Annotated in this window: 10 protein-coding genes; all 10 read right to left on the bottom strand. The window is 65.0% G+C overall.

The annotated features are described in order from the left end of the window. Positions 1-783 (bottom strand): sulfite exporter TauE/SafE family protein, encoded by a 783-nt coding sequence (locus QOC76_RS07050; RefSeq protein WP_526355603.1) that lies wholly within the window; start codon positions 781-783, stop codon positions 1-3. 9 nt (positions 784-792) lie between these two features. After that, on the bottom strand, positions 793-2,208 hold the full coding sequence (gene der / locus QOC76_RS07045) for a ribosome biogenesis GTPase Der (RefSeq protein WP_526355601.1): 1,416 nt from the start codon (positions 2,206-2,208) through the stop codon (positions 793-795). After that, positions 2,205-2,891: a (d)CMP kinase gene (cmk, locus tag QOC76_RS07040; RefSeq protein WP_526355599.1), complete on the bottom strand. Its 687-nt coding sequence runs from the start codon at positions 2,889-2,891 to the stop codon at positions 2,205-2,207. Before cmk ends, der begins: the two co-directional genes overlap by 4 nt. Next, positions 2,888-3,658, bottom strand: a complete 771-nt coding sequence (locus tag QOC76_RS07035) for a pseudouridine synthase (protein WP_526355597.1) — start codon at positions 3,656-3,658, stop codon at positions 2,888-2,890. Before QOC76_RS07035 ends, cmk begins: the two co-directional genes overlap by 4 nt. A 1-nt stretch (position 3,659) precedes the next feature. Continuing rightward, positions 3,660-4,421: an SMC-Scp complex subunit ScpB gene (gene scpB, locus QOC76_RS07030; protein WP_526355595.1), complete on the bottom strand. Its 762-nt coding sequence runs from the start codon at positions 4,419-4,421 to the stop codon at positions 3,660-3,662. After that, positions 4,414-5,247, bottom strand: a complete 834-nt coding sequence (locus QOC76_RS07025; protein ID WP_526355593.1) for a segregation/condensation protein A — start codon at positions 5,245-5,247, stop codon at positions 4,414-4,416. The genes scpB and QOC76_RS07025 overlap by 8 nt, the downstream gene beginning before the upstream one ends. Then, positions 5,244-6,116 carry a ParA family protein gene (locus tag QOC76_RS07020; protein WP_526355591.1) on the bottom strand — a complete coding sequence of 291 codons (873 nt, stop codon included), beginning with the start codon at positions 6,114-6,116 and terminating at the stop codon, positions 5,244-5,246. Before QOC76_RS07020 ends, QOC76_RS07025 begins: the two co-directional genes overlap by 4 nt. 167 nt (positions 6,117-6,283) lie before the next feature. Further along, a complete protein-coding gene (locus QOC76_RS07015; RefSeq protein ID WP_526355589.1) occupies positions 6,284-8,614 on the bottom strand; it encodes an MMPL family transporter in 2,331 nt (776 codons plus the stop codon). Between the two features lie 43 nt (positions 8,615-8,657). Beyond that, positions 8,658-9,806, bottom strand: a complete 1,149-nt coding sequence (locus QOC76_RS07010) for a flavin-containing monooxygenase (RefSeq protein WP_526355587.1) — start codon at positions 9,804-9,806, stop codon at positions 8,658-8,660. 16 nt (positions 9,807-9,822) lie between these two features. After that, positions 9,823-10,884 carry a pyridoxal phosphate-dependent aminotransferase gene (locus QOC76_RS07005; protein WP_526355585.1) on the bottom strand — a complete coding sequence of 354 codons (1,062 nt, stop codon included), beginning with the start codon at positions 10,882-10,884 and terminating at the stop codon, positions 9,823-9,825. Positions 10,885-11,027: the final 143 nt, after the last annotated feature.

The following is an 11,027-nucleotide window of genomic DNA, read 5'->3' as shown; positions in this document are numbered from 1 at the left end:
CTAGACCGTCAGCAGGCGGTACAGCCCGATCAGGCCGACGATTACGATGAACGCGCGCAGCGCATTCGGCGACAGCCGGCGTCCGTAGTGTGCGCCGAGCCACCCGCCGATCAACGAGCCCAGGGCGATCAGTCCCGCTGCCAGCCAACTGATCCGGTCGAACGCAACCGTGATGTACGCCACCGCCGCAACGACATTCACGATCAGCGACAGCAGGTTCTTCGCGGCGTTCATCCGCTGCATGTCCTCGGGCAGCAACGCGCCCATCACGCCCATCAGCAGAATTCCCTGCGCCGCGGTGAAGTATCCGCCGTAGATGCCGACGACGAACGTGCCGATCACCAGCGCCACCATCCGGCCCCGCGACACATGTTCGGCCGACTGGCCCGCCGCCTCCGCCCGCCTGCGTGCCCAGTTCTGGATCTTCGGCCCGATGATCACCAGAATCAGTGCCGCGATCAGCAGCACCGGCACCACTTCGATGAACACCGTCTCCGGCAGGTGCAGGAGCAGCCACGCCCCCAGCAGCGCTCCGACGAACGACGCAGGCATCTGCCAACGCAGCCGGTCCCATTGGCCTCGCAGTTCTCGCCGGTAACCCCAGGTTCCCGAAAGCCCCCCGGCGACCAGCCCGATCGCATTCGACATGGTAGAAACCACCGGCGGATAACCCAGCGCGACCAGCGTCGGGAACGTGACGAGTGTGCCCGATCCGACGAGGCTGTTGATGGCTCCCGCTGCGACACCCGCCAAGAAGATGAGGATCATGTCGATAACGGGCATCGAACCAACCTATCGAGAGCGCGCGCCCCTCTTTTCGCGCACCCGCACGTTGATGCGGACCGGGCTGCCCTCGAAGCCGAATGTCTCCCGCAGCCGTCGCTCGAGGAATCGGCGGTACCCGGCCTCCAGGAAACCGGTGGTGAACAACACGAACGTCGGCGGCCGTGTGGTGGCCTGGGTCGCGAACAGGATGCGGGGCTGCTTGCCGCCGCGAACCGGCGGCGGCGTGGCAGCCACCACCTCTTTGAGGAACGTGTTGAGCCTGCCCGTCGAGATCCGGCTGTCCCACGACTCCAACGCCGTCTCCAAGGCGGGCACGAGCTTCTGCACTGCACGGCCGGTCTTGGCTGAGATGTTTACCCGCGGAGCCCAATGCACCTGCGCCAGCTCGCGTTCGATCTCACGGACGAGGTCGTAGCGGCGGTCCTCATCGACGAGATCCCATTTGTTGAAGGCCAACACCAGCGCGCGGCCCGCTTCGATCACCATCGACAGGATGCGCTGATCCTGTTCCGTCAGCGGCTGAGACCCATCGATCAGCACGATGACCACCTCGGCGGCGTCGATCGCGCCGTGGGTGCGTACCGAGGCGTAGAACTCATGCCCGCTGGCCTGGCCGACTTTCCGGCGCAGCCCGGCTGTGTCGACGAAACGCCAAGTCCTGTCGCCCAATTCGATCAGCGAGTCCACCGGATCGACGGTGGTGCCCGCCTCGTCGTGCACCACGGCCCGCTCGTCGCCCGCAAGCTTGTTCAGCAGCGAGCTCTTGCCGACGTTCGGCTTGCCCACGAGAGCCACCCGCCGAGGGCCGCCGCCGCCGACCCCGGCCTCCGACACCGCAGGCAACGACTCGACGACCCGGTCGAGCAGGTCGGCCACCCCGCGACCGTGCATCGCACTGATCGCATGCGGCTCCCCCAGCCCCAGCGACCAGAGCGCGGCGGCGTCGGCCTCCCCCCGCTCGCTGTCCACCTTGTTGGCCGCGAGAAAGACGGGCTTGCCGGACCTGCGCAGGATTCGCGCCGCCGCCTCGTCACCCGTCGTGGCACCCACCACGGCGTCGACGACGAGAATGATCGCGTCCGCGGTGCGCATCGCCACCGACGCCTGCTCTGCGACCAACTGCTGCAGACCTTTGGCGTCGGGTTCCCAGCCGCCCGTGTCCTGGATCATGAATCGGCGCCCGACCCAGTTGGCGTCGTAGGAGACACGATCCCTCGTCACGCCGGGGATGTCCTGCACCACCGCCTGGCGGCGGCCGAGGATGCGGTTGACGAGAGTGGATTTGCCGACGTTGGGTCGTCCGACGACCGCCACCACTGGAGGCGGACCGGAGGCGTCAGCGCCCGAGTCGTCGTCGCCGGGCTCTGATTCGACCAGCTCCCAATCGCTTTCGTCGGCCCAGGTGCCATCGGGATCTGTCATCGCGGCGCGCCCGCCCGTTGCTTGACGAGTTCGACCAGGTGAGCGATCACCTCGGACTCCGACATGTCGCTGGTGTCGACGACCACCGCGTCGTCGGCCGCCCGCAGCGGAGACACCGCGCGGGTCGAATCGAGGTGGTCGCGGCGCTTGACGTCGGCCAGTACCGATTCGTAGTCATCGGTGAAGCCACAGGCGACGTTCTGTTCGTTGCGCCGCCGCGCCCGCTCCTCCGCCGATGCGGTCAGAAAGATCTTCACGTCGGCGTCCGGGAGTACGACGGTACCGATGTCACGGCCCTCCACCACAACGCTGCCGGGACCCGCGGCCAGCTCACGCTGCAGCCCCACCAAGCGAGCCCGCACGGCGGGCACCGCCGACACCGCAGACACCGCCTTGGTCACCGCATCGCCACGGATCTCGGCCGAAACATCTTCTGCGTCAAGGTAAGCGCGATCCTCATCCGGGTTGTAGCCGACCGACAGTGGAACGTCCGCGGCCGCCGACTCGATGGCCGGGGTGTTTCCGAGGCCGGTGCCCGATCGCAGCACCGCCAGCGTCACGATTCGGTACATCGCCCCGGTATCCAGGTATCGCGCGCCCAGCGACCGAGCCAGACCTCTTGAAACCGAAGACTTTCCGGTTCCCGCGGGGCCATCTACCGCGATCACCACGGAGTCGGTCACAGGCCAACCGCCTTGTACAGCGCGCCGACCTCGTTGCGGCCCAGCACGCGGATGCTGCCGGGCCGTTGGTCACCCAGCGAGACCGCACCGATGTCCGTGCGGACCAGTTCCTGTACCGGGAAGCCGACGTCGGCGAGCATCCTGCGGACGATGCGCTTGCGGCCTTCGTGCAGGGTGACCCGCACCAACGTCTTGCCCGGGACGGCGTCCACGACGGCGAAGTCGTCGACACGTGCGGGCCCGTCGTCGAGCTCGATGCCGTCGCGCAGTTTACGGCCGAGACCGCGCGGCACCGCTCCCTGCACCGTCGCCAGGTACGTCTTGGGCACCTCGAAGGAGGGATGCATCAGCCGGTGCGCCAACTCACCGTCGTTGGTGAGCAGCATCAGCCCTTCGGTGTCGGCATCGAGGCGCCCGACGTGAAAGAGCTTCTTGTTACCGCGTACTCGATGTTCGACCAGATCACCGATGCAGGGTCTGCCGCGGTCGTCGGACATGGTCGAGTGCATACCGCGGGGCTTGTTCAATGCGAGATGCACCAGGGTGTCGTCGAGCATCACCCGCGCTCCGTCAACGCGGATCACCGACACGTCGGGGTCAACCCGGGTTCCGAGTTCCGTGACGATTCGACCGTCGACGTCGACGCGCCCGTCGATGATCATCCTCTCCGCTACCCGCCTCGACGCGATACCGGCCTGCGACAAGACTTTCTGCAGCCGGACGCCTTCCCGTACGCGAGGAGGACCGGGGTTCCCGGAATCGGCCATCTCAGTCTTTGTCCACGTCGAACGGCATCGGCTGCGACCCGGTTGCTGTCGGCGTACCCAGCTTCATGAAACGTGGTTCGTCGGCAAGTGTTTCGGTCAGATCGTCGATGACGTCCACGTCGGGCAATAGCGGCGCGATGTCGGGAAGATCGGTCAGCGACGACAGGCCGAGTCGCTCCAGGAACAATTCGGTCGTCGCGAAGGTAGTGGCGCCGCTGTCACCGTCGGTGCCCGCTTCGGTGATGAGGCCGCGGGCCACCAGGGTCCGCATCACCGCATCCACATTGACACCGCGCACGGCGCTGACTCTGGCGCGGGTCACCGGCTGCCGGTAGGCCACCACGGCCAGTGTCTCCAAGGCCGCGCGGGTCAGCTTCGTGCGGGTACCGTCGAGCAACAGCCGCTCGACATAGGGCGCGTATTGCGCTCGGGTGTACATGCGCCACCCGCCGGCGGCCTCGCGCAGATCGATGCCGCTGCCGCGGTTGGCGAATTCCCCGGCCATCAGTTGCAGCTTGGCCGAGACGCGGTAGGCGGGCTGCTCGATCGCCGCGGCGAGCGCATCGACGGTCACCGGCGTGTCCACCACCAGCAGCAGCGCCTCCAGTACCGCGCCGAGCTCGGCGTCCTGCAATTCGGGTGGCTCGGCGACGTCGATACCCAGATGGTCGAGATCCGGGATGTCACCGTTGACGCCTTCGGAGATGCCACCGTTGACCGGGCGGGCATCGCCATTGCGCGGATCGGAATATTCGTCAGTCATCGTTAGGCTCTTCCACCGTCTCAGTGGCTTCGATCTCTTCGCTGGATGCCCGGTCTCCGGTCCACGAAATCTGCAGCACACCAAGCGGTTCTGATTGCTCAAATGCTACCGCCCGTGCTCGATACAGTTCGAGCAGCGCCAGGAACCGACCCACGATCAAGATCGGTTCCCGGCAGTCGGCGACCAGCTCGGAGAAGGTCGCCCACTGCCCCGACCCGCGGCGTTGCAGCTCAGCCAGCAGTTGTTCGGCCTGCTCGGGCACTGACACGATCACCTCGTGCAGATGCTCGGTGGCCACCGTCGGCACCGGGCGCGGGGTGAATGCGCTCGCGGCAATCTCGGCGAACAGCTGCGCGTCGACGCCGAGCATCACCTCGGGGAGCAGGTCTTCATAGCGGTCTTCCAGCGATACCGCCCGCGGATAGCTGCGTAGGGCGGCGGCCTCGAGCTCGGCGAACATCTCGGCCACGTGCTTGAACGCGCGGTACTGCAGCAGACGCGCGAACAGCAGGTCGCGCACCTCGAGCAGGGCCAGGTCCTCCTCGTCGTGGATCTCGCCTGCGGGCAGCAGGCGTGCGGCCTTCAGGTCGAGCAGCGTCGCCGCGATCACCAGGAAGGCGGTGGTCTCATCGAGCTCGAGCTGGGGACCGATCGCCTTCGTGTAGGCGATGAAGTCGTCGGTCACCTGGTGCAACGCCACCTCGGTCACGTCCAGACGGTGCGCGAAGATCAGCTGCAGCAGCAGGTCGAACGGACCCTCGAAATTGCTCAGCCGAACCCGGAAGCCTGTTTGCTGCGCCTCCGCCGGCCGAGTCTGCGTGTTCACGAACCGAACCGGTCGATGACCTCACGGGCCAACGATCGATATGCCTGAGCACCACCGGATTTCGGCGCCCACGTGGTGATGGGCTCACCCGCAACACTGGTTTCCGGGAAGCGCACGGTACGGGTGACGACAGTGTCGAACACCAGATCACCGAACCTCTCCATGACGCGGGCCATCACTTCGCGGGCGTTGACGGTACGCGGGTCGTAGCGAGTGATCAGGATGCCACTGATGCTCAGCTTGGGGTTCAGCCGGTCGTGAACCTTGTCGACGGTGTCGGTCAGCAGCGCCAAACCGCGCAGCGAGAAGTATTCGCATTCCGTCGGGATGATGACGCCGTCCGAACAGGCCAGCCCGTTCACGGTGAGCAGGCCGAGCGACGGTTGGCAGTCGATCAGCACGTAGTCGTAGCGGTCCAACACCGGATGCAGCGCGCGTGCCAGCGACTGCTCCCGGCCGACCTCGTTGACCAGCTGAATCTCCGCCGCCGACAGATCGATGTTGCTGGGCACGAGGTCCATATTCTTGACCCGCGTGTGGATGATGACGTCGTCGACGGAGACGCGCGGCTCGATCAGCAGGTTGTGAACGGTGTGGTCGAGCTCGTAGTGCGGCACACCGAGCCCCGCCGACAGCGCACCTTGCGGGTCCAGGTCCACCAGCAACACCCGCCGGCCGTATCCGGCAAGGCTGGCGCCCAGGTTGATGGTCGAGGTGGTCTTGCCGACGCCGCCCTTCTGATTGCACATCGCGATGACTTTCGCCGGTCCGTGCACGTTCTTGGGCGCGGGTTCGGGGATCGTCCGCGGCGGACGACCGGTGAGTCCCGCTTGAGCGGGCGGATCGGCGCCGGCGCCGTCCTCTGTCATGCCTCGGCTCCCGCTCGCTCCGGTCCTCGCTGCGCGGCGATCCTCACTCGCGGTCGCCTTCGGGGAGTCATGCCTCGGCTCTAGCGGTCAGACAACGCAGGGCCATGGCGAACATCGGGAAAGTTTAACGGGGCGCGGGGGCCTGGACAGGCAGACCCGCGGGCGGATCATCGACTAGGGCTTATTACGTCGACGGGGGGCTCGATGGCGGGCTCCTCGCCGACGTCGGCTTGAGGGCGGCTGGCTGCGACCTCTGCTTCCGGTCGAGCGTGTCGACCCGGCGGGGGAGACTCGCTGATCCCGATGCGTTTGTGCAATCGGACCAGCGGCGCGGGCGCCCACCAGTTGGCCCGTCCCATGACGTGCATGAACGCAGGCAGCAGCACCAACCTCACCAGTGTCGCGTCCATCAACACGGCCAAGGTCAGCCCGACGCCGAACATGCGCATGAACGACACCTGGGCCGCGATCAGCGCAGCGAAGGAGATGGACATGATCACCGCTGCAGCAGTGACCACTCGGCCGGTATGGCCCAGACCCAGCGCCACCGCTTCGTCGTTGTCCGCGCGGGTCTGATTGGAGCTGAGCCAGTATTCGCGGATCCGCGAGAGCAAGAACACCTCGTAATCCATCGACAGACCGAATGCGATGCAGAACAACAGCACGGGCATCGTGACGGCGAGCGTGCCGGTGATCGAGGTCCCGAGGCCCCCGAAGTGCCCGTCCTGGAAGATCCATACCAGCCCGCCGAATGCTGCGGTGAGCGACAACACGTTCAGTATCAGCGCCTTGAGCGGAAGGACCACACTTCCCGTCAACAGGAAGAGCATGATGAACGTGGTCGCGGCTATCAGACCGAGTACCGCAGGGAGTCCGCTGGTCACCGCGTGGACAATGTCACGATTGCTCTGAGCGATACCCGACATCTGCACCTGCGCTCCGCCGGGCCGCGCGACATCGTGTAGCTGATCCAGCTGGTGCTCCGACGCCTCGGAAGCCACCGATGTCGTGCTGGCGACGGTGAAGTACGCCTTGCCGTCAGCCAGCCCCGTCGGCGCTGACGGTGGGCCCGTCCGCTGTCCGGCCACGTAGGTGCCGCCCGGCCCCGAGACGGACGGCACGTCAGGAACCTTGGACAGGTCGGCGCCGTAGCCGTCGAGCTCCTGGGGCGTGACATCCCCGATGTCAGTAAGGACGGCGGTGACTGCGGTCGCCGGGTTGGTCGCGAAGTTCTCGCGTAGTTCGTCACCGACACGATGTGCAGATGCCGACGTGGGCAGCACCTGCTCATCGGGGAACCCCCAACGCACTCCGAGGAATGGTGTGCCGAGCAGCAGCAGAAAGGTCACGACCGCCAGCCCCAGCGGAACAGCTCGGCGAGTCACCAACTTGGTGGTGCGGTACCAGAACGTCCTCTCCACCGGCGGGGTCACCGGTTGAGGACGGCGCAGCGCCCGCCGAAGCAGCCGCCGCACGTCCAACGCGTCGAGGCGCGCGCCCAGGAGCGTAATGACGGCCGGGGTCACGACAAGCGCAGCGCACGCGGCGAAAGCCACAACCGAGATGCCGGCGTACGCGAACGACTTGAGGAAGTACATCGGGAACAAGGCCATAGGGAGCATCGAAAGTCCGACGATCAACGCTGAGAACAACACCGTACGACCGGCAGCCGCCATGGTGCGCATCAACGCCTGTTCGCGGGGGGAGCCGTCAGCGAGTTCGTCGCGGTACCTGGAGAGGATCAGCAGTGTGTAGTCGATGGCCAGCGCCAGCCCCATGGCCGTTGCGAGATTGAGCGCGAAGATGGATACATCGGTCACGAACGTCGTCAGGCGCAGCACGGTCAAGGTCCCGAAAATGGCCATCGCCCCAACCATCATCGGCAGCGTCGCGGCAATTAGCCCGCCGAAAATCCAAACGAGGACGAGAAAACTCAGCGGAATCGCAATCGACTCCATCAACAGAAGATCCCGCTCGGTCTGCTTGTTGATTTCGGCATTCACGACCGCCGAACCGCCGGCCTTGATGGTGATCCCGTCATGGTCGTGCACCAGGCGGTCTGACAAGTCCGCTGCATAGGTAGCTGTGTCGCTTTCGTCACCGGTCAGTCCGGCGGCGATCAGCGCTGACTTGCCGTCCTTGCTGATCAGGTCCGCAGCGGCGTCGGGCGAAACGCTCCACGGCGATTCCACAAATGCGACATGTGGCGTTTCCTTCAACTGTCCGACAATGTCGGTGCCCACCGCCTCAACCTGCAGATCGCGCACGCCGCGCTCTGAGCTGACGATGAGAAGGAACTGTGTGTCGGGTCGGTCGAATGTATCCGCCAGTACTGCTGAGGCTCGAGCCGATTCCGATGTCGGGTCACGAAACCCGCCGCCTGACAGGCTCTTAGCCACCGGCACGCCGAAAACCGCACAGCCGACAATCACCAGGATCGCTATTGCGAGCACGCGCCGCGGAGCGGATATGGCAAGTCTCGTCAAGCCATGAAGCACGTCTCGCCCTTCCTCGGCGGCTCCTCAGCGGTGCATCGTGACATCAAGACGTCGGAACCGGCACAACGTCGAGTTCATCGGCGATCTGCTTGGCGACTTGCTGAGACTGTTTCGCAACGAACGAGATCAGCCCGGGGCGGGAGAGGAAACCGATGAAGCGCAAGCCCGGGGCGGCAGAGTCGACGCCGATCGACTTCGGTACACCCCTGTCGTCCAACACGCCCAAGTCGCCGACTATCGGTTCCAGGCCGCGAACGTATCCGGTTGCGCAGATGACGACCTCAGGCTCGAGCACCCTGCCGTCTATCAGCAACGCCGAGTCGCCGTAGAGCCGATCGACGGTCGGAACCACCGCAAAGGCCCTTGCTCGGATCGCATGGATCACTTCCCGGTCGACGATCACGGGCGCGCGGCCCAATCGCTTTCCTCTTGAGAACATCCCCTCTGCCGGCGCAGGCAAGCCGTACTCGGTCAAGTCGCCCACATCCAACCGCTGGGCGACCCGAGAAAGGTTGTCGGCCAACCAAAGCGGCGAGTCGAACAGACGATTGGCGATGTAGTCGGACGGATAGCCTCCTGGTAACGCGCGAATCGCGATGTGTGGCGCGGTGCGGACGGCCAACCATGCCGCGGAGGCGCCTCCAGTCGCGACGTCGTGCACGATCTCCATCGCGGATGAGCCTGCGCCGACCACAAGAACTCGCTTCCCCACGAAAGGCTCGGGATTGCGATATCGCGACGAGTGCAACACCTCGCCGGTGAAGGTGTCGAGACCGGGCCAGTCGGGAAGCTTCGGCGTGTGTTCGTAGCCGGTTGCCATGACGACCTGCCTCGCGACGATGTCGCCCGCCGTTGTCGACAGCTGCCAACCGCCTGCGGTCTGGTCGACGCGGTTGAGGCTCGTACCGAGCAGCAGCTCGATTCCTTCTTCGTGCGCGTGCCTGTCGAGGTGTTCGACGACTTGGTCACGAGTCGGGAAGGCACCGGTCCCCTTCGGATAGGGCCGGTTGGGCATGTGAGACGTTCGTCGCCCGGTGTTGAGCTTCAGCCTGTCGTATCGTGCCTTCCAGGACGATCCGACATGATCGGCGCGATCCATGAGCAAGGGGCGAAGTCCCCTGTCCCGCAGGCTCAACGCGGTCGCTACCCCAGATGGACCGGCACCGACCACAACGACCTGATGTTCCCGCATGTGTCTTCCCCCTGACTTATAGCTTGTGCCTCAGTGCCTTCAGCACTGCGCCCGTCGATGACCGTCCGCCCACTGTTATCCGTACGCCGCCGTCGACGTAATGCTTGACACGTACACCGGCCTCTTCGTCGAACACTTCGTTCCACGAACGTCCGGCGTCCGGCAAATACACGAAGTTGGCGTGCCCGTCGGTGCAGTGAATACCCATGGACCGCAGTCTCATACGGAGATTGCGACGCTCAGCGGTGATCATCCGAATGCGTTGTTGCAGCTGATTTTCCGCTTGGTAGGACGCTGCCACCCCGACAAGGCTGGTAATGCCCATGCCGAACGGTAGTTGCATGGCCCACAGTTTGGCGGCCAATTCCCAAGAGCTGAAGGCGTATCCAATCCGAAGGCCGGCCAGGCCGTACGCCTTCGAGAAGGTGCGCATCACTACGACGTTGGGGAATCGCTCGATCAATGACACCGAATCGAGGCGGAAACCGGGCGCTACGAACTCAACATATGCCTCATCGAGGATCACCACCGTGTCGCTCGGGATCCGCTTGAGGAACGCTTCGATATCTGCTGCGGATTCCACTGTGCCAGTGGGGTTGTGAGGCCTGCAGATAACCACCACTCGCGCATCCGACGCAGCTTCTGCCATCGCGTCCAGGTCATGATGACCCTCTTCGTCGAGGGGAACCTTGACCGTAACCAGTCGAGTCATCGCCGCGATGATGGGATATCCCTCAAAAGTAGGATCCGTGATCACGATCCGATCGCCGGGATCGGTCATCGCCTGCATCACCTGCATCATTACTCCGGTCGCGCCTGCGCCGAGGCTGACCTGCTCCTCAGGCACGCCGATTCGGCCGGCGATGAGCCGACGCAACCGCTCCGGCAAAAAATCCGGGTACCGGTTGGCCGCCAGTACCGACTCGATCAGGGCGGTACGTACCGCAGGCAACGGCGCAAAGGGACTCTCGTTGAGCGCCAGTGCCAGTGGATCGACCGCGTGCGGCAACTGTGTGGGTGCGGGAGGCGGAGCCTTTCGGCTCCGCAGAATGACTCCGGATTCCGCAACGATCGTCATGAGGCTGGACCCTTGGTTGTTGGGACGATGACGGCAAGTTCGGGCAATGCCGTTGAGGCGTCGATAAGAACTACGGTTTCCATGTCGTACTTACTTCATCCAGTCCGGGGTGATGGGTAGGCCGTTGTGGTGGCGGTATTCGG

This window comes from Mycobacterium sp. (assembly GCF_032159565.1).
GTDB lineage: Bacteria > Actinomycetota > Actinomycetes > Mycobacteriales > Mycobacteriaceae > Mycobacterium.
This window is presented reverse-complemented; position numbering and strand designations above follow the sequence as displayed.

Excerpts from the sequence above, each read along its gene's own strand:
- QOC76_RS07050 (WP_526355603.1), bottom strand. The coding sequence starts at position 783 with ATGCCCGTTATCGACATGATCCTCATCTTCTTGGCGGGTGTCGCAGCG.
- der (WP_526355601.1), bottom strand. The coding sequence starts at position 2,208 with ATGACAGATCCCGATGGCACCTGGGCCGACGAAAGCGATTGGGAGCTG.
- QOC76_RS07035 (WP_526355597.1), bottom strand. The coding sequence starts at position 3,658 with ATGGCCGATTCCGGGAACCCCGGTCCTCCTCGCGTACGGGAAGGCGTC.
- scpB (WP_526355595.1), bottom strand. The coding sequence starts at position 4,421 with ATGACTGACGAATATTCCGATCCGCGCAATGGCGATGCCCGCCCGGTC.
- QOC76_RS07020 (WP_526355591.1), bottom strand. The coding sequence starts at position 6,116 with ATGACAGAGGACGGCGCCGGCGCCGATCCGCCCGCTCAAGCGGGACTC.
- QOC76_RS07010 (WP_526355587.1), bottom strand. The coding sequence starts at position 9,806 with ATGCGGGAACATCAGGTCGTTGTGGTCGGTGCCGGTCCATCTGGGGTA.
- QOC76_RS07005 (WP_526355585.1), bottom strand. The coding sequence starts at position 10,884 with ATGACGATCGTTGCGGAATCCGGAGTCATTCTGCGGAGCCGAAAGGCT.